The 23,537-nt window shown below is 59.8% G+C and carries 14 protein-coding genes and 3 riboswitches; of the genes, 8 read left to right on the forward strand and 6 right to left on the reverse strand.

From position 1 onward, the window contains the following. Positions 1 to 56: 56 nt before the first annotated feature. Positions 57 to 689, reverse strand: a complete 633-nt coding sequence (locus tag KOL99_RS11290) for a fibronectin type III domain-containing protein (protein ID WP_216510573.1) — start codon at positions 687 to 689, stop codon at positions 57 to 59. Between the two features lie 486 nt (positions 690 to 1,175). Next, positions 1,176 to 1,252: riboswitch (cyclic di-GMP riboswitch) on the forward strand. A gap of 76 nt (positions 1,253 to 1,328) precedes the next feature. On the opposite strand from KOL99_RS11290, the gene KOL99_RS11295 reads away from it, so the two are divergent. From KOL99_RS11295 to KOL99_RS11305, 3 genes are all read left to right on the forward strand, one after another. Continuing rightward, positions 1,329 to 2,462 carry an Ig-like domain-containing protein gene (locus KOL99_RS11295; RefSeq protein ID WP_216510574.1) on the forward strand — a complete coding sequence of 378 codons (1,134 nt, stop codon included), beginning with the start codon at positions 1,329 to 1,331 and terminating at the stop codon, positions 2,460 to 2,462. A gap of 136 nt (positions 2,463 to 2,598) precedes the next feature. Then, a riboswitch (cyclic di-GMP riboswitch) is annotated at positions 2,599 to 2,675 on the forward strand. A gap of 126 nt (positions 2,676 to 2,801) precedes the next feature. Then, positions 2,802 to 3,932: an Ig-like domain-containing protein gene (locus KOL99_RS11300; protein WP_216510575.1), complete on the forward strand. Its 1,131-nt coding sequence runs from the start codon at positions 2,802 to 2,804 to the stop codon at positions 3,930 to 3,932. A gap of 62 nt (positions 3,933 to 3,994) precedes the next feature. Next, positions 3,995 to 4,699, forward strand: a complete 705-nt coding sequence (locus KOL99_RS11305; RefSeq protein WP_216510576.1) for an Ig-like domain-containing protein — start codon at positions 3,995 to 3,997, stop codon at positions 4,697 to 4,699. A gap of 124 nt (positions 4,700 to 4,823) precedes the next feature. Here the strand turns inward: KOL99_RS11305 and KOL99_RS11310 are convergent, their stop codons facing one another. Further along, positions 4,824 to 5,549, reverse strand: coding sequence for a Crp/Fnr family transcriptional regulator (locus KOL99_RS11310; protein ID WP_216510577.1), 726 nt, complete (start codon positions 5,547 to 5,549; stop codon positions 4,824 to 4,826). 279 nt (positions 5,550 to 5,828) lie between these two features. On the opposite strand from KOL99_RS11310, the gene prsK reads away from it, so the two are divergent. Both prsK and prsR read left to right on the forward strand, forming a co-directional pair. After that, on the forward strand, positions 5,829 to 7,901 hold the full coding sequence (gene prsK, locus KOL99_RS11315) for an XrtA/PEP-CTERM system histidine kinase PrsK (protein ID WP_216510578.1): 2,073 nt from the start codon (positions 5,829 to 5,831) through the stop codon (positions 7,899 to 7,901). Positions 7,902 to 7,912: 11 nt separating this feature from the next. Continuing rightward, positions 7,913 to 9,271 carry a PEP-CTERM-box response regulator transcription factor gene (prsR, locus tag KOL99_RS11320; protein WP_216510579.1) on the forward strand — a complete coding sequence of 453 codons (1,359 nt, stop codon included), beginning with the start codon at positions 7,913 to 7,915 and terminating at the stop codon, positions 9,269 to 9,271. Between the two features lie 33 nt (positions 9,272 to 9,304). Here the strand turns inward: prsR and KOL99_RS11325 are convergent, their stop codons facing one another. The 4 genes from KOL99_RS11325 to KOL99_RS11340 all read right to left on the reverse strand — a co-directional run bounded on the left by KOL99_RS11325 (position 9,305) and on the right by KOL99_RS11340 (position 18,655). Next, positions 9,305 to 10,330: a radical SAM/SPASM domain-containing protein gene (locus KOL99_RS11325; protein WP_216510580.1), complete on the reverse strand. Its 1,026-nt coding sequence runs from the start codon at positions 10,328 to 10,330 to the stop codon at positions 9,305 to 9,307. Positions 10,331 to 11,131: 801 nt separating this feature from the next. After that, the gene (locus KOL99_RS11330) at positions 11,132 to 13,600 is read right to left on the reverse strand and encodes a methyl-accepting chemotaxis protein (RefSeq protein ID WP_456237511.1); all 2,469 of its coding nucleotides are present in this window, start codon (positions 13,598 to 13,600) and stop codon (positions 11,132 to 11,134) included. 867 nt (positions 13,601 to 14,467) lie between these two features. After that, positions 14,468 to 17,413 (reverse strand): LamG-like jellyroll fold domain-containing protein, encoded by a 2,946-nt coding sequence (locus tag KOL99_RS11335; RefSeq protein ID WP_216510582.1) that lies wholly within the window; start codon positions 17,411 to 17,413, stop codon positions 14,468 to 14,470. Positions 17,414 to 17,612: 199 nt separating this feature from the next. Continuing rightward, positions 17,613 to 17,689, reverse strand: a riboswitch (cyclic di-GMP riboswitch). 291 nt (positions 17,690 to 17,980) lie between these two features. Then, the gene (locus tag KOL99_RS11340; RefSeq protein WP_216510583.1) at positions 17,981 to 18,655 is read right to left on the reverse strand and encodes a hypothetical protein; all 675 of its coding nucleotides are present in this window, start codon (positions 18,653 to 18,655) and stop codon (positions 17,981 to 17,983) included. 587 nt (positions 18,656 to 19,242) lie between these two features. Between KOL99_RS11340 and KOL99_RS11345 the strand changes: the two genes are divergently transcribed. The 3 genes from KOL99_RS11345 (at position 19,243) to KOL99_RS11355 (ending at position 23,106) form a co-directional block, all read left to right on the forward strand. Further along, positions 19,243 to 20,511, forward strand: a complete 1,269-nt coding sequence (locus KOL99_RS11345; protein ID WP_216510584.1) for an amidohydrolase — start codon at positions 19,243 to 19,245, stop codon at positions 20,509 to 20,511. Positions 20,512 to 20,554: 43 nt separating this feature from the next. Further along, positions 20,555 to 21,238 (forward strand): trimeric intracellular cation channel family protein, encoded by a 684-nt coding sequence (locus KOL99_RS11350; RefSeq protein ID WP_216510585.1) that lies wholly within the window; start codon positions 20,555 to 20,557, stop codon positions 21,236 to 21,238. Between the two features lie 539 nt (positions 21,239 to 21,777). Continuing rightward, entirely contained in the window at positions 21,778 to 23,106 is a 1,329-nt protein-coding gene (locus tag KOL99_RS11355; protein ID WP_216510586.1) for a tyrosine-type recombinase/integrase, read from the forward strand. Positions 23,107 to 23,537 lie beyond the last annotated feature (431 nt).

A 23,537-nucleotide genomic window follows, 5' to 3' on the forward strand; every position in this document is an offset into this window, starting at 1 on the left:
CCTGAGACGCAGCGGGCCCGGTTCCATCGCACTTTTGGAACCGGGCCCCGGGGGCGTTAAAGGGACATGATGGTGACCGGCGTTGACCAATCGCCGGCGCCGGCGCTGAAGATGCCGCGCATACGGACCCAGTAGTTCTGGCCGCTGGCCAGGTCGTTGATGGTTATCTTGCTGCAGGTCTTCACGTTGCAGTAGCCGGCCCAGTTGGCTTCGATATTGGGATCTTTATCCGTTAGTTGGACCTCGTAGCTTCCTGCGCCGGGAAGCGCCCGCGCTTTGGCGATGATGCTGCCCCTGCGCTCGCCGTGCTTCAGCGTGATATCCGGAAAGGGGAGCTGCCCCGGGTGGAGGGTACGGCGCTCTTTCTGGAAGCTGAAACCGCTGCTTTGCAGCGCCAGGATGTTGTCGGCGGCGACCAGTTGCACGTAGTTGGCTATTTTGCGCAAAACCCGCTTCGTTTCATCCTTCACCTGGTTGCGGTACTTGATCTTTTGCGAGTCGTGGTACTTCGACTCGTCCACCGCACGTTGCAGCCTTCCCACGCAGTCTTCCAGCTCCGCCAGGGAACACCCGACCCACGGCTCCGGAAAGTTAGGATTTCCCGTAAGGGCCATCAGGACTCTGCGGGCCAACTCAAGGAATGCAGCGATGGCACTAGGAAAGCTGATAATGACCTTGTCGTTAGGCATGGCTACCTCCACATTTGAAAAAATTAATTTAAATAAATGTTATCTCCGGATTTCACCGCGTCAAGCAAGGTTTTTTCCCGCGGGCAGCAACAGGGAGACTGCTCGACCCTGTTGCCTTTGCCGCTGATTAGGTTTGGTTTTGTGTTGAACGAGTTTGGTTTTCTGTTGAACAAGTTACGTTTTCCGCTGAACAAGTCTGGTTTTTGCCGGTGTATCTTGCCGCAACTATTAACCTTTCCCGGACAGTTCGAAATGCAGGGTTGAAAATCACCAAACTGAGGTTGTTTTTTTGCTGCACCGTGCGCTCTTTGGGCAGTTTGGCTGCGCGCCGCAAATTTGTGAAGCTGCCGCGCAGGCGCAGAAGGGGGGTGAGCGTGAAACCGAGCCAAATAAAAACAGCGGACCAGTTTCCAAGAAGCGTTTTTTGTGATTTGAAATACAGCCGTGAAGGTCTTCTTCAGTTAGAAAGGGATAAAAAAAAGAGGTACACGATAATACTAAACCATCCGCGAGGGTGGGACGGAAAGCCTACAGGGTCTCTCTGAGACAGCCGGGTCGCCGAAATGCCTGCACTACAGGTCGGTGCCCCGGTTTTTTTGCGCCTTGCGCCTGGGTTCCCGCCTCTCGTGGAGGTCACTATTGAAAGCATTCGTACCGCTGTTCCTTCTCGCTCTCATTCTCATTCCCGCCGCAGCTTTTTCGTCCTCGGTAAGCCTTCAGTGGGACCCTTCCGCCGATCCCGACCTGGCCGGTTACCGGGTTTATTACCAAGCCAACAGTCCCGTCCAGCCCTTCGCCGGCAGCGGCGCCATCGAGGGTGCCGCCCCCATCGATGTCTCCACCGTCACCTCCGCCTCCGTAAGCGGCCTCGATCCCGGCAACTCCTACTATTTCGCGGTCACGGCCTACAACTCCAGCGGAAGGGAAAGCTCCTACTCCAACGTGGTACAGGTAAAGGAAATGGTGCCACCGGTGGTCGGCATCATCTCACCGGCCCCGAACGCCTCCGTGACCGGCTCGGTTGCCGTGAACGTCAGCGCCGTTGACAACGTCGGCGTCACCGGGGCGGAACTGTACGTGAACGGCAAACTCCTCGCCGGCGGCAACTCGGCTCCCTACGTGTTCAACTGGCCCACCGCCGCACTGGCCCCCGGCCAGTACACCCTCACCGCAAAGGCGTACGACGCGGCCGGCAATGTCGGCACCGCCGAGCAAGCGGTCTTCGTTTCCGGCGACGCGGCGGCTCCGACGGTCACCATCACGGCACCGGCCAGCAACAAGCAGGTAAGCGGCATCGTGACCGTGACGGCCAGCGCCACCGATAACGTGGGAGTGACCGGTCTTACGCTTTACGACAACTCGACCCTCATCTACGCCGCCAACCAGGGCCCCCTCAGCTACAACTGGAACACGGCGACAGCCGGTGCCGGGAGTCACACCCTGGTCGTGATAGCCTCCGACGCCGCGGGTAACGCCGGTTCCTCCAGCGTGACCGTCACCGTCGCCAACGACGCCACTCCTCCCACCGTCAGCATCCTTTCCCCTTCCTCTTCCGTGATCAACAACGCAAACCTCAAGGTCTCCGCTTCGGCCAAGGACAACGTCGCGGTGGTCAGGATGGAGGTCTACCTGGACGGAGCGCTGCTTCTTGGGACCAACTCGGGTTCTATCTCCGCAACGGCCAAGGTCGGCGCCGGTACCCACACCGTTGCCGTCAACGCCTATGACGCGGCAGGAAACAAGGGGAGCAAGACCGTCTCCGTCACCCGCTAGCTTTCTGGCAGGCTAAAGCTGCTCCCGGTCCCCGGGAGCTCACCTGGCAGGTTTATTAAAAAAGTTGCTTTCCTTTTGTAAATCAACTACTATGCGCCACCGATGGCAGGGAAGCCCGGCCATCCTCAACACAGGTAGACGACAATACTAAACCATCCGCGAGGGTGGGACGGAAAGCCTACAGGGTCTCTCTGAGACAGCCGGGTCGCCGAAATGCCAAGTACTGGTGCTGCGGCCCCGGCTTTTTTATTTCCATCCCCCCCACAAAAGCCCAAGGCCCGCGCCGATCCTTGGGAGTCAACGATGGAAGTGTCTGGAAAAGTTGGGTTGTTCTTGGTAGTGCCACTGTTTTTGTTTTTCCTGTTCTCCACCGCTCGTCCCTGCCTTGCCACAAGTGTGTCGCTGGCGTGGGATCCCAGCCCCGATGCCGACATCTCCGGTTACCGGATTTACTACCAGGCCAACAGCAGCGGTCTTCCGTTCCAGGGGACCGGAGCCGTCGAGGGGAATGCCCCCGTGGATGGCGGCAACGTCACCGTGGCGAGCATCAGCGGCCTCGATCCCGCCAACTCCTACTACTTCGCCGTTACCGCCTACAACTCGACCGGACAGGAGAGCGTCTACTCCAACGTCGTGCAGATCCCGGAAACCCTCCCCCCGCTGGTCAGCATAACCTCGCCCTCCGACAACGCCTCCGTAGCCACCACCCTTGCCGTCAGCGCGGCCGCAACCGACAACGTCGGCGTTGCCAAGGTCCAGTTCCTGGTGAACGGCACCCAGGTCTACGAGACCAGCGCCGCTCCTTATACCTACATCTGGAACGCGGCAGCCCTTCCGGCGGGAACCTACGCCATCACCGCCAGGGCCGTGGACGTCTCCGGCAATGCCGCGCTCTCGCAACCGGTGCACGTCTCGGTGGCCGGCGACGTCACCTCGCCCACCGTTTCCCTGGCGGTGCCTCCCTCGGATGCCAGGGTAGCCGGGACCATCAACGTTTCGGCAAGCGCCGGCGACAACATCGGCGTCACCGGGCTCGAACTCTTCATCGACGGAACTTTGCTGCTGAGCAGCAACCAGAGCCCGGCAAGCTACATCTGGAACACCGCCAATTTTGCCAACGGCAGCCATGTCATCAGCGCCAGGGCCTACGATGCGGCCGGCAACAGCGGCGTTGCCTCGGCCACCGTGGTGGTAGACAACGGCACCAGCCAGACCGCCTCCACATCCCCCTCGACCTCCACCTCAACCCCCACCACGAGCGCGACCTCGACCTCGACCGGAGCGCTTCCCCTGACGCTGGCAGATGCGCAACTCGCATTGCAGATTGCCTCGGGCCAACAGGCTCCGACCGTCGAGCAGGTGCAGCGCCTGGACCTGGCGCCTTACCTGAACGGTCAGTCGCTCCCCAACGGCAAGGTCGATACCGGCGATGTCGTCGTCATCCTCGCCAAGCTGACCGGCAAGCTGTAAAGAGCGGACAGTTCGCTCTTCAAAGATGGCCAGGCCTTCAGACCTGAGCAGTAGGAGGAGTTATGCGGATAGTGAAACGATCGTTGTTGGGGGTGATCATGCTGGTGACGGCCGCCTGCGGAGGCGGGGGAGGGGGAACCCCGGCCGGAACTCCCGATGCCACCGCCCCGAGCGTAGCCCTTTCTACTCCGGCAAACGGCGCCACCGTGACCGGGGTCACGACCGTTACGGCGGACGCCAGCGACGACGTTGGGGTGAGCAGGGTCGAGTTCTACCTGAATGGCGTCCTGCAGGGGAACGACGGCACTGCACCTTACAGCTACACCTGGGATTCCTCGACCCTTGCCAGGGGGAGCTACACCTGGACGGCGAAGGCGTACGACGCCGCCGGCAACCAGCAGCAATCCGCCGCCGTCACGGTGACCGTCCCGGTATATGCCGCCATGACCACGGTCGTGAACGGCGCCGGTGCGGTCGGCACCGTATCCCTTGCGGGGATACCCGTCGCCGCTCCCTACGGAGTGAACTTCGTGGTGACCATGCCCGCCGGCGCCACCCTGTCGGCAGTGACCACCTCCGGTCCGTATGCCGGCAGCGGTCTGGCCACCGTTTCCGGCGCCAACAGTCTCATCCTCGCCAGCAGTTCCGTGGCCTCAGGTGAGATCATGACCGTCACCTTTGCCAACGTGCCGCCCGGCACACGTTCCGCCGATTTCGGCATAGCCGTGTCAGCCGTCTACGACGGGGGAGGTAATTTGATCCAATAGGAATGGGTGGTGGAAAGAAATGGCGAGATCAGGGGGCGCAAAAAGGGAGGATGACGCAGCACCGCAGAGTCGGACGTATGAGCCGATAACGTCAGTGGGTTAACGTAGAGCGTCTTCTAGGTTTTTAGTGTCTCTTGCCGTTGCTGCGCGTATCGAGAAAGTTCTTGTTGAGCAGGATCGCCTTGCTGTCCAGGATGCTGATCACATCCGACTTCTCCAGGCTGCGCAGCACGCGGCTCATGGTTTCGCGGGTGACCGAGGCGTAGCTGGCCATCTGCTGGTGGGTCATCTTGACGTCGATGATCACGCCGCGGTCATCCCGTACCCCGTACAACTCCCCCAGCCGGTCCAGCAGGGAGAGCACCCGGTCCTGGGCGTTCTCGGCATTGAAACTCAGGATCTTGATCATTTCCCACGATTCGCGCAGCCGGCTGCAAAGCAGCTCGATGACCTTCTTGCGGATCTCGTCGTTGCGCATCAGGTGCTGCTCGAAGTCGCTCTTGTGCAGAAGCCCGATGACCGAGTCCTCGTGGGCGATGATGGTGGCCGGCGAGGTCTTGTTGTCCAAAAGCGACATCTCACCGAAGAAGTCGTTCTTCTTGTGGATGGTGATGATCTGCTCTTTCCCCTCGTCGTTCATCTTCACCACCCGCACCTTCCCCGAATAGATCAGGTACATGTAGCTCGAGGTGTCCTCCTCGTACAGGACGATCTGTTCCTTTTCGTAGTTCTTCTTTCTGAACAGTTTCTCTACCTGATCAACCTCGTCAGGGGTCAGCGACGAGAAGAAGGGAATGCTGCTAATGATGTTGGATTCATGCTTATGTCTTTGCGCTGTAGGACCAGTCATCACAGTGCCTCCGGCTCTCATTTTACCTCAGCCAATCGATGGTTTAACACAAACAATTAGCACTTGTCAATTTATGCCTTACGCTGTATAGGTATAGCAGGCTTTGGCGCGCACTTTCTGCCTGTGCTGCGGGCTGCTGGCACTGGCCAAACGGTGCCGAATGAGCGCCAAAGACATCGGTACCGACTTCGCCCGCATCCTCTTTCACCCCGGTACGGCATTCGATATGGAGCGAACCGGGAGAGGGCGTAGCCGATGGCCCTTGCCCAAGAGGTAACGATGGCGCTTACCGTTGTTTCCATCTTCCTGCTGCTGCTATCCGTGCTGCGCATCGTGTTGCTGGAGAGACGCTCCGGCGCGCTCAGCTACCTCGCCGCGCCCTTTTTCGCCATCGCGGTCCTGGAGCTCTTCGACCTCTTCGCCCTGAACAACCTCTGGCCGGAAATCGAGTGGAAACGCTGCGCGCTCTTCGTCGAGGCGCTGCTGCCTTCCCTGTGGCTCCTGGTGAGCGTCACCTACGCCCGGGAGCTCCCCGAGCGCGGGCTCCCGTTGAGGAACCGGTTGCTGGTCGGCGCCAGTACGCTGCTGGTACTGGTCCCCGCCTTCCTGCCGATCGCCTCCTTCTTTTACGCGCCCGACTTTCCGGTCGAGCCGGTGCTGTTTCTGGCCAACGGAGGCTACTACTTCTATGTCGCCGTCCTTGTGTTGCTGGTGACGGCGCTGATCAACTTCGAGTCGACCCTGGTGAACGCCTCCTCCGAGGCCCTGTGGCGGGTGAAGCTCGACATCGTGGCGCTCGGCTCCATGCTCGCCGTGCTCGCCTTTTACTATTCGAACGCCCTGCTGTACCGCTCCCTTAACATGGAGCTCGCGCCGCTGCGTTCCCTGCTGTTCATCATCGCGTCGCTGATGATGCTCTACACCCGTTCCCACTGGCGCGGCGGCGCCCGTGTCAAGATCTCCCAGGCGGTCCTGCTGAAATCGGTGGTCCTGGCGGTGATCTCCATCTACCTGATCATGCTTGGGGCGCTGGGGGAGGGGATGAAGTACTTCGGACCGGTGTTCCCGCGGGTGCTCACCCTGTCCCTTGGCTTCATCGCCGGCATCCTCCTGCTGTTGTTGCTCCTGTCGGACCGCGCCAAGCGGGAGCTCAAGGTGCTCCTGCACAAGCATTTCTACCAGAGCAAGTACGATTACCGTGCCCAGTGGCTGGGGCTCACCGAGAGGCTGTCGACCTTCGAGGACGGCGACGACCTGGTTAAACGGGTGCTCCTGGCCTACTGCGAGATCTTCGGGGTGCACGGCGCCGCCCTGTACCAGCACCAGCAAGGGTGCGGCTGGTACTGCGTCGCCTCGACCCTGGAGCTTGAGCCGCTTCGGGAGACCATCAGCGATGACAATCCCATCCTGACCTCGCTGCGGGAGAGAAAGTGGGTTTTTTGCAGCAGCGACCCCAACCGCGAACTGACCCAGAGCGAATGGCTCTTTCTCGAGCGCTACGGCATCTCCTTCGTGGTCCCCCTCTTCGAGGGGGACGCGCTTTCCGGATTCATCGTGCTGGGGGCGCAGGTCGTGCCAGACGAGCAGTACCGCTACGAGGATTTCGACCTGATGAAGACCATCGCGCGCCAGGTGTCGGTGGCCATGCAGCACCAGCGCCTTTCCGATCAGCTCACCCAGTCCAAGGCGATGCAGGCGGTGGGGAGCCTGGCGACCTTCGTGGTGCACGACCTGAAGAACCTGGCCGCCACCATATCGCTGGTGCTCGAGAACGCACGGGAACATATCGACAACCCCGAGTTCCAGCAGGACATGCTGAACAGCCTGGGCAACACCACCAAGAAGATGCACCACCTGATCGGCCGGCTGCGCAACCTGGGCGAGAGCGAGCTGTTGCAGCGGCGCCCGATCGACCTGCTGGCGCTCACGAAGAATTGCGCCGGGTTGGTGCCGGGGCGGACCATCGCGGTGCAGGGAAGCCAGCAGGTCGTGCTGGGGGACCGGGAGGAACTGCAGAAGGTGCTGTTGAACCTGTTCCTGAACGCGGTGGAGGCTTCATCACCCGACGCCCCCATCGCCGTTGAAGTCGGCTGCAACGGCACCCCGTTCGTCAAGGTGACCGACCGCGGCTGCGGCATGTCGCCGCGCTTTATCAGAAACGACCTGTTCGTGCCGTTCCGCAGTTCCAAGCGGACCGGTCTCGGCATCGGGCTGTACCAGTCGCGTCAGATCGTGACGGCCCACGGCGGCAGTATCGACGTGTCCAGCGTGGAAGGCGAGGGGACCGTGTTCACCGTGCATCTCCCGGTCGCCGCGGAGGAACCGTCGGGCGGAGTCATCGAGGCCGCGTGAAGGAGGAGTTGGTGAGAAAGCTTTTGATTGTCGACGACAATGAGGATATCAGGCAGCAGTTGAAGTGGGGGCTGAACCAGGAGTACCAGGTGCTCCTGGCGGCCGATGCCCGCGAGGCCCTCTCCCTGTTCAAGACCGAGCGCCCGCCGGTCGTGGTGCTCGACCTCGGGCTCCCCCCGTACCCGGACAGCTCGGTGGAGGGGTTTCGCTGCCTGGACGAGATGCTGGGGCTCAACCCGGTAACCAAGGTCATCATGCTGACCGGCAACAACGAGCGGGAAAACGCGCTGAAGGCGATGCGCATGGGCGCCTTCGACTTTTACGCCAAGCCCCCGGTGCTGTCCGAGCTGAAGGTCATGATCGGGCGCGCCTTCCACATCGCCAACATCGAGGAGCAAAACAGCGCGCTCTGCGCGCACGGCGAGGTCGAACAGCAGTGGGCCATGGTGGGGAAATGCGCCGAGATGCAGGCCGTCTACACGACCATCCGGAAGGTCGCCGCCTCCAACGCGCCGATCCTGATCATCGGCGAGAGCGGTACCGGCAAGGAACTGGTGGCGGCCGCCATCCACGAGGCGAGCCAGCGCCGCAAGGGGCCGCTGGTGGCGATCAACTGCGGCGCCATCCCGGAGAACCTCCTGGAGAGCGAGCTGTTCGGGCACGAGAAAGGGGCCTTCACCGGCGCCCATACCGCGGTACGCGGCAAGCTCCAGTACGCCCACAAGGGGACGCTCTTCCTCGACGAGATCGGCGAACTCCCCGTGAACCTGCAGGTGAAGCTTCTGCGCTTTCTGCAGGAAGGGACCATCCAGCGGGTCGGGGGGAGGGAGGACATTCCCATTGACGCACGCACCACCTGCGCCACCAACATCGATATCCAGAAGGCGATCGAGGAGGGGCGCTTCCGCGAGGATCTCTACTACCGGGTCGGCGTGGTCACCATCAAGCTCCCTCCGCTGAGGGATCGCGGCGACGACGTCCTGCTGCTGGCGGAAACCTTCCTGAAGCTCTACTGCAAGGAGAACAAGAAAAAGGTGCGGCTGTCGCCGGCGGCCGTCACCTTCCTGAAACGGCATGATTGGCCCGGCAACGTGCGCGAGTTGAGGAACCGCATCCAGCGGGCCGTCATCATGTGTGACGGCTCCAGCATCGGCCCGCTTGACTTAGGCTGTGACGAGGAACCGCCGCCGATGACGGTTTCCAGCGGCGACAACCTGTCACTGCGGGAAGCGCGCGAGCGGATGGAACGGGAGATGATCCTGAACGCCATAGGGCGGCAGTCCGGCAACATCCTGAAGGCCGCTGAGGAGTTGGGCGTCAGTCGTCCCACGCTCTACGACCTGATGAAGAAGCTCTCGATACACCAATGATAGGGGATGCCAAGGCCTGCGGGTAGGGCCGCTTCAGTAAAAGTTGCAGTCGCGGCACAGGGCGTTGTCACCGCGGGCGCTGGCGAGACGGAAGTCGCGGAAGGTGTCCCCATCCCAGATCTCGGCCAACTCCTGTTGCAGGATGTTCCCCATCGCGACGGTTCGCTGCGAGCCGAACAGGACGTGACAAGGATAGACGTCGCCGTTGGAGCGGATGAAGATGTATTCCCAGGGGTCGAGGCAGCGCAGCATTCCCGCCGGCGGGTGAGTGGGGCGGGCGACGCAGTAGCGGCAGACGTGCACACCGAGCTTTCTTCCCATCTCCTTCAACCCATCGTCGTCGATGCCCGCCTCCTGCTCCGGGGAGAGGCGCATGGCGGCCGCCTCCGCGTCGATCGGAATCAGGTTCATGAGGTCGAGGCCGTCGAAGCCAAGCCGGGCGGCGCAGCGTACCAGATCCTCCAGTTCGTCGATGTTCTCCCTGCTGATCACTGAGATCATACGGGCCTGCAGGGTGCGGGGGCGCCTGGATTTGCGTTGGGCGTTGAGCGCGACGATCGATTCCTGCCAGCGCTCGTGGTTCGCCCCCCGCCGCAGCGCCTGGAACCGCTCGGGCCGCGTGCTGTCGCAGGACACCAGCAGCGACCTGATGCTTTCCCGCGCGAGGATTGCCTCCCGGTTGGCCGCGGTGAGCAGGGTCCCGTTGGTAATGAACTCGCAGGTCATGTCGCGCCGGGCCAGCATGTCGACCAGCCCGAAAAAGTCCGGGTGCATGAGCGGTTCCCCGATCCCGCTCATGAGGACGCGCGGCACCTTGGGGATGCGGTCCAGGACAACGAACAGCTCTTCCCGGTTCAGATGCTTCCCCTTGCCGGAGTCCCTCGAATTGGAACAGGAGGGGCAGCTGAGGTTGCACATGTTGGTGACTTCGATCTGCACCCGCGCGGGGAGCCAGCGCGGCTTGTCCGGCTCGACAAACCGCTTGAGCTCCTTCTTGCGCAGGTGATCCCAGGCGAGCCCCTTGATGAGGCCGGCTATGCTCTGCGAGAATGCGTCCATTGGGTGGGTATGCCTGTGCAGGGTGTGTTGTGACTCATGAGTTACAAAGGGTTCTTTTTCTCATGGTTCAGAGTCTACCCGCTTTTGGCGAGGTTGCAAGAAGGGGCGGGCGGCGCCGGGAACAAAGCAGGGACGGCAACGAGGGAGGAAAAGCCGAACTGCGGGGGGCAGAGGCAGAGGTTCGAAACGTCGCAGGGCCGGCGGTTATGCCGGCCCTGCGACGTTTCCGGATTGTTTCAACGCGCCGGCGGGGCTGGGGGTGGGGTCCAGGCTGCACGCGGCGCGGGGAGTTTTGAGCCGAGGGAAGGCGCCTCGCATGCCGGGCAACTGATCGTGCCGCTGCCGAAACAGACGCTGCAATCGGATTCCCAGATATCGAGTACCGGAACGTAGTAGCGGTTTCCGGTGCCGCCGCACTCGGGGCAGGTAACGGTCTTTTTGTCTTTGCAGTCCTTACACGTTCCCATAAATACAACTCCTTTAGTGCCAGCGCATGTTGTGACTCATAGAGCAGGAGTTGCAGTATAAAATAAGATTGACGCTTGTCAATTAAAATAAATAAATATTAATGCAGCCGGTTTTACAGGTAGCTCTCCCGACCAGTAGCGCCGCAGCGTTGCGCGTGATCTCCCCAATTCTGCTGACGGCAGAACTCGAGCTGCTTGGCCCCAACCGCTACAACTGGAAGAACTACTCGAAGCTGGCAGGCACAGCTCAAAGGTATCACTGCCACATCAAGAAGGGAAAGCCGACGTACGTCGCAGTGTGGGAAGTGGTAGCAGGCGGCCTCTCGTTTATGGCCTAGAAGCGTTCGAAATCATTGTGGTCCAGGCTCAGCGCCACTCCCTTGTCGATGGCGGCCTGCTTGCCGCGCGCTTTGGGGCTCACCGTGGCTTCCGAAGCCGCATAGGTCATCGCCGCGGCTTTACGCCCGCTTTGCCGCTTCATCCCCTCCGGAACCCGACCTGTAGGGACATCGTTTGCCCTGACCTGGAAGAAGGAGACCGTGCTCTGCAACTGGGCGGCTTGTGAGGAGAGTTCCTCGGCGGTCGAGGACATCTCTTCGGCCACCGTCGCGTTCTTCTGGATCACCTGGTCCAGCACCTGTATCGCCTGGTTGATCTGCTGGGCACCGCCGTCCTGCTCCTTGCTGGCAGCGCTGATCTCCTGGACCAGTTCCGCCGTTCTCTGGATGTTGGGCAGGATTTCACCCAGGAGAGCTTCCGCCTTTTCGGCGATTTCGACACTCGAAGTGGAGAGGGTGGAGATCTCCCCGGCCGCCTTCTGGCTCCGCTCGGCGAGCTTTCTCACCTCGGCTGCCACCACCGCGAAGCCCTTGCCGTGCTCTCCGGCGCGCGCCGCCTCGATGGCGGCATTGAGCGCCAGCATGTTGGTCTGGCGCGCGATCTCCTCGACGATGGATATTTTACCTGCAATCTCCTTCATGGCGGCAAGCGTCTCGGCCACGGCCTTGCCCCCCTCCTGAGCGTCTGCCGCCGACTTCACCGCGATCTTCTCGGTCTGCATCGCGTTGTCCGCCGTCTGCCTGATGTTGGCGCTCATCTGCTCCATGGAACTGGAGGCCTGCTCGGCCGAGGCCGCCTGCTCGGTCGCACCCTGGGAGGTGTTCTCCGCGTTCTCGGCCAACTCCTTGCTCCCCAGCGTCACGTTGTCCGCCGCCTGCTTCACGTCGAGGACCACGTCCGAAAGCTTTTGCACCATGGCCGCCAGGTCCTTGAGCAGTTCGTCCTTCTCCGAGCGCGGTGTCACCTCGACGCCCAGGTTGCCGTCGGCGATCTCCTTGGTGATGCCGATGACGCGGTCCATGGCCAGTTTCACGCTCTTCAGGCTGTCGTTGATGCGTGTGAAGTCGGAGTGGGCCTCCCTGGTGTGCTGGTCCGGCTGCGCGATGGCGAAGTCGAGGTCCAGGTCCCCCTGGGAAAGCAGATGGAGGTTCACCGCCATCCTTTCGATCTCGGCCTTGGTGTAGTCGCGGTTCCGGATGATCGCGGTCAGGTCCTGGACCACCTCGACGTAGCCGATCTTCTCCCCCTTGCGGTTCATCAGGAACGTGGTGTCCTGTTTGCACCCGGAACCGCACCAGTCGAAGTAGCTTTCCGGTACCCCCCGGTGCAGCTGTTTGATCCCGCACCCCTCGGTGTTGCAGATGTTGGCGGCCGCGTTGCTGCAGGGAAGCCCCAGCGCGGTGACCCGGTCCCTGATGCGCCCTTCCTTCACCAGCAGCGCCTCGAAGGGCTTATTGAGGAAGGTCCAGTTCATGTCGTTATCGGTGACGTGGATCGGGAAGGGAACCGCATCTATGATCGCCTCGTACCAGTCGTTCTTATCCACCACCACGTCCAGGGTCCGGTTCACCCCGTCAACGATGGCGCGGAATTCGCCCTGGTGCCTGGAGGCGTCGGAGCGGGTTTGGAAATCGCCGGCCAAGGCCGCGTTCACCAGCGTCTCGGTGTCATCGATCATGGCTCCGACAGCGTGCTTGACCTTGGAGAGGCTGTCGTTGATCTTGACGAAGTTCTCCCGCGCCATGCCGGTATGCTGGTCCGCCTCCGCGACGTGCAGGTCGAGGTCCAGGTCGCCCAGGGCCAGCTTGGTGAGGTTGCCGGCCATGCGCTCCACCTCGACCTGCGTGTAGTCGCGGTTCCTGATGATCGCGGTGAGGTCGGTCACCGTTTCCACGTAGCCGATCCGCTCCCCCTTGCTGTTCAACAGGTAGGCCGTGTCCTGCTTGCATTCCGAGCCACACCAGGTGAAGAAGCTTTCGTTCACCCCCTTGTGGAGCTGTTTGATGCCGCACCCCTCGTTGTTGCAGATGTTGGCGGCCGCGTTGCTGCAGGCATGACCGACCGCGTCATCGCGGTCCTTGATGCGCCCCTCGCGGACCAGTAGCGTCTCGAACGGCTTGTTCATGAAGGTCCACTTCATGTCGTTGTCGGTGACGTGCACCGGGAACGGGACCGCGTCGATGATGGCGCGGAACCAGTCGTTTTTCTCCACCAGCCGCTCACGTTCGCCTTCGAACTCCCTGGTCATGGCCTCGACGGTTCGGTCACGCTCCTCTGCCAATTCCCTGGTCGTCGCATCAACCGTCCGCGCGAGGTATCCCCCGATGGCGAGGGTGAGGGCGAACGCCACCGTGCCGGCGCCTAAACCGACCGACAGCGAGGCCCGCAGCGCCACGAGACAACCCGCTGCGCCCAACACCGCCACGGCGGTGAACGCGACCACTACCTTTACCTTGAGCTTCATCTTTTCCATAGCCTTTGTGTCCTTCTTTGTGGGTTAGTGATGGCGTCACCCCGACGCGAACAATGTGATGTCGTGCCGGCACCAGAGAAAATGGAGCGGCATGTGTTAATCGTCCTGGCAGGGAGCGGACGGTTGTCGCTGAGACGTCGACTTCGTGTCGAAGTTCCAGTTGCTTTCGGTGGGGTGTGGCAATAAATGAAGTGGAAAACGATTAACTTTACTGAACATCAGTGCTGCGAGGCTGACAACTGGAGTTAATCGTTGTTGCAAGGCGTGGAATAGATTGCGGAAAAAAGTATACACAATTCGAAATGTAATACATTATTTTTCTGTTACTTGAACCGGATGGCTCAAATCCAGAACAAAGGACGAAGGACGCAAGGAACAGGCGCAGGTCCAGTTCCACCTTGCCTCACCTTGAGTCTCGCGTCTCCGCGCCTTGCCGTAAAAGACCTTTCGTGATGCGGGGTAGGTACAACGCCTGGCTACGCCTGGATCTGCAGTACCACTCTGACCGGGGCCAGCGGACGTCGAGGGACATGAGGGACATGAGGGACATGGGGACGCCCATGATTTCATGCGTTTCTTCCGACGTCATGGCAAAGGGAAACGAATAATTTCATGGGCGTCCCCCTGTTGCGCAAAGTACGTGAAGGATATCGACTCTGGTGGCGCCACCACTGAGGATTTCAAGTTCCTCGCTGGCTACAACCGCACGACCCTTGGCTGGAACGCACTGGAACGCCCGTAATTTTCATCGCGGTTTAAAGAAAAAACGCCGGGAGCAGCTCTCGGCGTTTTTTTTGTTGGGTTAAGTTTTAGGCGAAGCATTGAGAAAGAAAGCGTCCCCTTGCAACCTCCGGTTTCTTATTTCACGGAAGGAGCGTTGTGAGGAACCGTTACGGTCGCTGTTTTCGTGGCCGTCTGCCCCGACAGGTTGGTGACGACGGCGGTAATGGTGTATTTCCTTCCGTCCTTATCGTTTCCGTTTCTCCAGGCCTCCAACATGACCGTGCTGCCGAACGAGAGATTCCGGTACATGTATTTTCCGTATTCATCGGTGACGGAGATAGAGACCGACTTGATAGTTGAACCGACGGCTTCTGCTCCTCCTGTTATCTTGACCGGCACTTTTTTGTGGCTGGGTGGCCAGATAACAGCAGGAGAGGCCGAGATGGTGATCTGCGGTGGCTGCACGGCTACAACGGGCGGTTTGGGCTCGAGAGTGGTCGTCGCTGTGGTCGTCGACACATTGCCCGCCGCATCGGCAGATGCCGCGGTAATGATATTTTCCCCTTCCTTGAGGCCGAGAATATTCACCTGCCAGGTTGTCGCGGTCGGGTAGGATATTTCACCGACTGCCGCCGTGGCGCAGGTCACCGTTACCGCTAGCCCGGCTTCTCTCGTGCCGCTTACCGACCGGGTCGGCTCACTGGTGGGGCCGCTCACCTGGGTGATGCTGAGCGCTGGTGGCGTTATGTCATAAATGACGTTTCTCTGGACCGTGGCAGATGCACCGACCTCGTTCGTCGCGGTGACGGTAATGGCGTAGGTCTTCTCCTCGGGGAGGTTCACCGCTACGTCGAACGCGCCGTCACTAACCGTCGGGGTGAAAGTGTCGTTGCCAACGCCTACTGTCACGTTGACGGCTGTCAGGGGCTCAAACACGGTACCATGAATGGCAAGGCTGTTCTTGTTGGTACGCACGTCCTGGTTCGGCACGGTCACCGCCAGGGACGGCATCTGGTTGTCAAGGACGACGGTCCGTTTCACCGCGCTCTTGTTTCCCGCAAGATCGGTGGCCGTTATCTCGATGGTGTTGTATCCAGGCACCAGGCTGAGGGTGGCCGAGAAGTTCCCGCCGTCCATCAGGGCAGCTTGGACGTTATTATTGGCGATGACGGTAACAAAGGACGTTTTGTCCACCGTCCCGCTCACGGTGAGGAGCGGTTGCGCTGTCTTGCTGTTGTCCGCGGGCGTATTTATCGTAAGGACCGGCGCTGCCTGATCGAGGGTCACTGTCCGCGTGTCGCTGCCGCGGTTCCCGAGGAAATCCTTGGCAGCAGTGGTTATCACATTGGCACCGTTTTTCAGCAGCAGCGGATAGCTGAAGCTTCCGTCGGAGCTCACCGTTACCGGGTTGTCGTTGACGGTGATTTCCTGCACACCCGACTCGTCTGTCGCTGAACCCGCGATGTTGAGGGTGTCGTTATTGGTATAGCTGCCGTCTGGAAGGGTGGAGGCGGTCAACACCGGGGGGGTGCTGTCGACGGTGAAGCTGAAGCATGTCGTCGCCTTGTTGCCGAGGGAGTCGGCTGGATAGAGCGTGACGGTGTAGTTACCATCGGGAAGTTCAGCAGCCGGGGTGAAAACAAGCGTGGTTCCCGAGGCGCTCCAAATTCCACTGACCGCTACGCCCGCGGAGCTTTTGACCGTTGCGCCGGCAAGTGATCCCTGAACATCGACGCCGGCATAGGTATCCGACAAGGTAGCGTTAATGCCTGCTACGGACTTGACGTGGGCGCCGGCAGCCGGGGTCGAGGTGGTGATTGCCGGCGCTGTGGTGTCACGCACCACCGTCACGGAAACGGTCCCGCTCATGTTTCCCGCCGCGTCTTTGTCAAAAAACGTGAAGTTGTTGCTCCCCTCGGAAAGGTTCGCGGTAGTGCTCCAGGTGGTGTCGCCGAAGGGGGCGGCGGTCTGCTCGTTGTTGGCATAAAGCCAGCTATTGGCCTCTTTGGTGCCGGTGAGGGTGAGGGTAGCGCTGGTGGTAAGAGGAAGCGGTGCTGCAACGGTTGGCTGGGCGGGGGCGACGCTGTCGTAGGAGACCATTACGGTTGTCGGCTTGCTCAACCGGTTGGCGGCATCAAGCGCCGTGACGTCAAGCGTATTAGCTCCGAGCTGGAGAGTGCCGTATGTTCCTGTCCAATTGCCCGAGGCATCGGTAACGGCGATCCTTTTGTTGTTGACCCAGATAGAGGTGTTCAGGGCGCTTGTCCCCGCGAGGGCAATTGTATTCGTCGCAACGGCAGAAGGGGTTGGGCCGAGGACGGGAGGGGGCGGTGCGGCGGGGTCGTCGACGCCGGCGCCGTAGCTTACGGCTATCTCTTCGGCGGTCAAAGCCCTTTTGTAGATGGCGACTTCGTCGACAAGGCCATTGAACGTGGCGCTGCCATCGGTACTGCCAAAACGCAGCGGATATGCGTTTGTTTTCAATGAGCCGGCTCCGACAGGAGAACCCTGCCGTACGCCATTTACATAAAGATTACCGCCGCCTGCGGCAGAGTAGGACAAGGCGATGTGGTACCATTGGTTGAGTGATAGGGGGTATCGAGGAGATATTTCCTTCCAGACACCGCCAGCGTTGGCACAGAAAACGATCTGCCTGGGCTGGCCCGAATTGGTTCCGAAGTAGTAGAGAACAAAATTGGCGGCTCGTGAGTCGCCTCCCCATTTGTTGATCAGATGTACGGCATAGCCCGAAAAGTCGGCTCTCGGGTAAATCCAGCCTTCAATGGTAAGGTTGTCTGCAATGTTCAGGCTGGGGGCATCGGGTATAGTGACATAGTCGTTGATCCCGTCGAAACTCCCCGCATGGCTCCCGACCTTCCTGTTAGTGCTGAAGGCGACCCCGTTATACCCCGTTCCGTTGTTGGAATTTCCGGAGGTATCCGACCACCCCCCGTCCATGTGCCAGATGCCGACAAGATCGGGGTCTGTAGCGTTTGACAACGCTGCCATGGATGAAACCGGCACCGTGATGAGCGCCAGCAGCATCAACATTCCCACCACCGCATAACGTACTGAATCCATTTGGAGCCTCCTTGTTGCAGAGTCACGTCAACATTGAATTTCAAATCACCGCTCTCCCGTTGAACGGGGAGTAGCTGCGGCATACAAAGATGACTCGTCTCCGGGAAGCTGGATAAAAAAAAGGAGCGCAATCATCTTCCGAAGACGATTGCGCTCCTTTTTCACGAAAAAACCGGGTGCCAGGATGCAAATCCATCTCTTCGGCAACCCGGCCATCCTAAGCTAGGACCCGTGGCTTTGCGTCACCAGATTACTCTGGTTTTGCCCGTTCGGAGAACGTTTAGTTATTTTATCGCACCATTAGCATGCATTGAGAAAAAAAACAATACTTTTATGAAGACGGCGAGCCCCTCAATTGGACCGGCGCTCCTTCCCGTGGGGCATGGAGGGACATGAGGGACATGGGGGCGCCCATGATTTCAAGGGACATGGGGACGCCCATGATTTCAAGGGACATGGGGACGCCCATGATTTCATGCGTTTCTTCCGACGTCATGGCAAAGGGAAACGCATAATTTCATGGGCGTCCCCCTGTTGTTCCCCGGGCAATGTCCACCGAAGGTAACGTTATGCGCCGCCCACGCAACTGGGGTAGGGAGCTGATTCGCCTGGAACGATGGGGCACAACTTGATGGGGGTAAGCCTTTTGAGGCGATCGGCCCATTTCTTGTCGTCGAGCTTAATTGGAGTGGGCGATGCAGCGCTTCTTTCTGCCCATTGAATGGTGTAGTAGTCGCTCTCGCCCTTGATGACGATGAGGAGCATGGATTCGCTGTATACATCGCCAGTAGGGTTTGCGATTCCGCAACCGACAACAGCGGCGAATGCATCGTAGCTGCCGAGCTTGAATGCACCTAAACCAGTTCCGCTGAATGAGGCGGGGCAGACCTTCTTGAAACCACCGGCAATCGAATTGGCAACCCCCTCCGGGGTAACCTTCGGATTCGATGCAAGCCCCTTCGATCCCGTGACCGTGACCATCTGCGACCACTTCTTTGTGTTTTCTCCGGCGAGAACTGATTCACTGATGTATTGAGTGCCATTTGTGTTTTCAAAAACCGGTGTAAATCCCTTAGGAAAGGAGAGCATGACGAGTTGGCCAAAAATGGGGCTAATCGATTTCACCGAATATCCCTGTTCCCTCAAGGTCTCAACTTCATCCATCTTTGGCAGTTTGTCATTGGCGCCGGCAAACGGACTGGTCGAGAGCAATACAAGCATTATCAGCAAAATTTTGAGCATCCCTTACTCCTTTGGCAATTTTCTGGTGGGCATTCGGCAAGCTCGCAATGGTGCCAAATTGCTTGCCAGGAACCATACCATACCAGGCTGACGTTCGGGAGCAAGAGAAAAGGGGGGGCAGGGAGGAATCCGGCAGACAAAAGCAAAGCCCCCTACCAAACTTCGATAGGAGGCTTCTACTACACAAACCAAGGAGGCTTCTTTTTACTGCAAGTTCTCTCTAATGTAAATAAAAATTAACAGCGCTGTTGCCTTTTGACCACAACTCTCGAAGAGCAGAAAGTTTCCGGCTGACATCGACCACACACGCAACTGCCGACAGATTTCGCAGGTAAAGGGGGAAAAGTGGCCTGTCCCCTTTTTCTTTGGGCTGATACAGCTTTCCACCTGGTGGAAAATGTATGAGATTGTGGCACAACCTTTTTATGGTTTACTTTACGAACCTGCGCCGTCGACAGAGAGCGAGGACCGGAGCGTGGGTCTTTGGCGGTGAATGATTCGATGCGAACACAAAAAGAGTGCCCTGACACGGGAGACGGCCGCCGGCACTTCAACCTAGCCCCACCAGTGTTGCGAGGAAGAAAGGTATGAACACAAAGACAGCAACTGCCTCGGATCTTGTCCTGAAGAATCTCGATCGGCTGATCCCCGACATCGAAGCACTCTACAAGGATGTGCATGCCCACCCCGAGTTGTCGATGCAAGAGACGCGTACCGCAAAGCTGGCGGCGGATTGGCTTGTCAGGGCGGGTTACGACGTGACAACCGGGGTCGGCAAGACGGGAGTGGTAGGCCTGCTCCGCAACGGGGAAGGGCCGACGGTCATGGTGCGTGCCGACATGGATGCGCTACCCATTGAAGAGGCAACCGATCTTTCCTATGCGAGCCAAGAGACCACGACGGATGCGGAAGGAAAAGCCGTGTCGGTCGGACATATGTGTGGCCATGACATCCATGTGGCTTGGCTTGCCGGCGCCGCCGCTTTGTTCGCTCAGGCACGCAATGCCTGGCGAGGAACGTTGATGGTCGTCTTCCAACCAGGCGAGGAGACGGCGCAGGGTGCCCAGGCCATGATCGACGATGGCCTCCTCGTCCGTTTCCCCCAACCGGTTGTCGTGCTTGGGCAGCACGTCATGCTGGGAGCGGCCGGTGACATCGCCGGAAGTGCCGGCCCCATCACCTCGGCGGCGGACAGCCTTCAAATCAAGCTGTTCGGCCGTGGTGCACACGGGTCGATGCCGCAAGCCAGCGTTGACCCCGTGGTCATGGCCGCGTCCATCGTCCTGCGGCTTCAGACTATCGTTTCCCGCGAGGTGGCCGCGACCGAGGCCGCAGTCGTCACGGTCGGCGTCGTGCAAGCCGGCACCAAGGAGAATGTCATACCGGACGAGGCCATCATAAAGCTGAACGTGCGGACATTCGATGCCGGTGTCCGCGAGCGCGTGCTGGCTGCCATCGAGCGGATCGTCAATGCCGAGGCCGCAGCTTCCGGTGCTCCCCGGAGCCCGGAGATCACGCCCTTGGACCGGTATCCGCTCAATGTAAACGACGAGGCGGCAAGCCAACGGATCGCCGAAGCCTTCCGCGCTCATTTCTCCCCGGCGCGCGTGCACCATACCGGGCCGGCGCCGGCGAGCGAAGACTTCGGCTGTTTCGGGACGGCCTGGCGCGTGCCATCGGTTTTCTGGTTTGTCGGCGGCACCGACCGGGAAACCTATGCAAAGGCCAAAGAGGCGGGAACCCTCAATAAGCTGCCGGTGAACCATAGCCCCTTGTTCGCCCCTGTGCTCCATCCAACGTTGGAAACCGGTGTCGAGACCTTGGTCGTCGCGGCGCTCACATGGCTTGCCTCATAGGGCGTGCAGGTCGCCGGTGCGGTAAGGGATCGCGGAGTGTGAGATGACTGAGAACGGGATGGGAACGCTTTTGCTGGTGCTTGATCTCACCGGCACTTTTGTCTTTGCGCTGAGCGGCGCAATGGCAGGAATAAAGCGCCGCCTTGACCTGTTCGGCGTCTTGGTCCTGTCGTTTGCGGCGGGGAATGCCGGAGGCATAGTCCGCGACTTGTTGATCGACTCTACGCCACCGGCAGCCATTAGCAACTGGTACTACCTGGCGGTTTCACTGCTTGCCGGAATGGTTACCTTTTGGCGCCCCTCCATCATCGACCGTTTGCGCAGTCCGGTCCTCCTGTTTGACGCCGCCGGACTGGGACTCTTCGCTGTTGCCGGCACGCAAAAAGCCCTCGTATTCGGTCTCAACCCCGCCATGGCTGCGGTTCTTGGCATGCTGACCGGGATCGGAGGCGGCATGAGCCGCGATGTGCTCCTGACCGAGGTTCCCGCCGTATTGCGCTCCGATATTTATGCCATGGCGGCCTTAGCCGGCGCCGCCGTAGTTGTGATCGGCTCTGCATTGCGGTTGCCGGCGACGGCGGTGACCATTGCCGGTGCGGTCCTCTGTTTCGGGCTGCGGCTCATGGCCATCCGCTGGGGCTGGCATCTCCCGATCGCCGGCGCCCCCGAGCAACCGGCCACGCCCGCCTCGAAGGAGAGGAAGGATGACGGCGAAACGAGGCGGTGAGAAAATCTCAAAAGCAGCAACGTCCCCCGTAGGCTCCTGCTAACCGCCACGTCTCTTCCAGAAGCAGCTCGGTTCCTGCCGTCGCGATTGGGCGCATGACTTTTGTTCTGAAGGGCCACCTCCAGCAAACATCCTATTCAACCCTTTGGAAAGGATGATATGCCGGCGGCGATGTCAGCGAAAGAAATTGCAGGGGAGGTGGCGCCACAGTTGTGGGCATAGGGAAGAGCTTCGTGGATTACTACGGATGTACTACGGCATAAAGAAAAAGGGCTTACAGTGTGTCACTGTAAGCCCTTTTTCTATTTGGAGGCGGCAATCGGATTTGAACCGATGAATGAAGGATTTGCAGTTTAAGCAATCCTTATTTTCAGCGTGTTTCACGGTGTTTCAAAACATTTCAAATTAAGGTCTAACATATTGACAATACGTGATTATTAGTGTAATTTTCTTTTCAGGATGTTTCACGGTATACCGTCCAAGCACAGACTTTTTTACAGCGATATTGCAGCGATCGCTGCAAAAAACACGAGGGGAAAATGGCACGAACCAAAAGCACGATGTTCACCGACACCATGATAAGGAAGCTGAAACCCGAGGAGGTGAAGTACACTCGCTCCGAGGGGAACGGCTTTACCGTCAGGGTACTTCCTTCCGGGGCCAAGGTCTGGCTTTATCTCTACCGGCTGAATGAGAAGCGCTGGGAGCTGAACCTCGGGACCTATCCACAGTTGTCGCTGGAGGAGGCGCGGGAACAGTTCGAGGCGGCCCGCAAGAAGGTGAAGGGTGGAGTGAACCCGGCAGCCGAGCCCGAGGAGGTGACGGAGGAGGTGCCTGAGGAACGAAGGCGTGACCTCACTTTCGACGAGTTGGCCCGGGAGTACATCGCCAACAACGTGGAGGGGCAACTGGTCGAATCCTCCGTGTACGGCATCAAGCGCATCCTGTTAACGACGGGGAAGAAGGGGACGCTCGATGATTTCAAGACCTGGCGCTCCAGGAAGGTCGCTAGCATCACGACGGAGGAGGCGGCGAAGCTCGTCAAGGACGTCTCGGCGAGGTCGGCTGCAGCTGCACGTAACCTGATCCGGGCAGCGCGGCCAATGTTCTCCTATGCCCTGGCGCGGGAGATGGTGAAGACGAACCCCTTCATCCTCGGTAGCGTGAAGAGTTTCCTCTCCAAGCCGGTGCAGGTGAGACTGGTGCCTGGCGTTAGGAGCAGGACCTTCAGCGAGGATGAGATAAGGCATTTCTGGAAGGAACTCTCCAGGGCCACCGGGGGCGTAGAGGCAAGGAACGCCCTGCGTTTAATTCTCCTCACCGGGCAGCGACCGGGCGAGGTGCTAGGGCTGCATTCCGACGAGATCGAGGGTAACTGGTGGACGCTTCCAAAGGAGAGGACTAAAGCCCGCTATGACAAGAACCGCATGGACCACCGTGTATTTTTGGTGCCCGAGGCGCTGGCGCTGATTGGGGACAAGAAGGGGTATATTTTCGAGTCGCGGGTAAAGAACAGGGGAGGTGGGGAGTCTGAACTGAGACCGATATCGACCAATGCTCTCGGGCACCTGGTTCTCGTGAACAAGTACCTGGGGCTGCCACCATGGGGGCCACACGATCTGCGCCGCACCTGCCGCACCTACATGTCCGACATCGACGGCATCAGCGCGAGCGCCGCCGAGGCAATACTGAATCACGCCAGGGAGGGGACTAAGAAGAACTACGACCACCACCGGTACCTGCGCCAGATCGAGACGGCGCTGACCCTTTGGCGAGACAAGCTGGTGGAGGTCATCGGCGGATCCCTGGTACCGGGGCTGCCGGACAACGTGATACCCATCCGGCGCAAGGAGGCTGTGGCAGAATAACGCGGGATGTCAGCCTCCCGAGTTGCAGGTTCCTGTTGCAGGCAAAACATCAAACACAGGTTTTCGTTGGCGGGGCTGGAGCGGTGACGGCCACCGTCAACTCGCTTGCTGATCCCGGCAGGTTGAGAGCTGGAAAGCCGAAAGAACCTGAAGTATCGGCCGCGCGTAGCCGTCCTTCAGGCAAACTATTAACCCCTCAGCGCGAAAAGTCATGCACGGAAGTCATCAACCAATGGTGGACCATACCAAGCCCCTCCGGTAAGCCTTAGTTTCCAAGATCCCGTCTCCGCTTCCGCCTCCGCTCCAGCTACGCCGCTCCCCCGAAAAACGGCTTCCTTCACAACACCGTTCCCCCGGCTGCCGTCCCCGCAGGCTGACAGGTATTATTGGGAAAATATAATTGTGTGTATTCCGCATTGTCATAGGCTGAG

Source organism: Geomonas azotofigens (assembly GCF_018919395.1).
Taxonomy (GTDB): domain Bacteria; phylum Desulfobacterota; class Desulfuromonadia; order Geobacterales; family Geobacteraceae; genus Geomonas; species Geomonas azotofigens.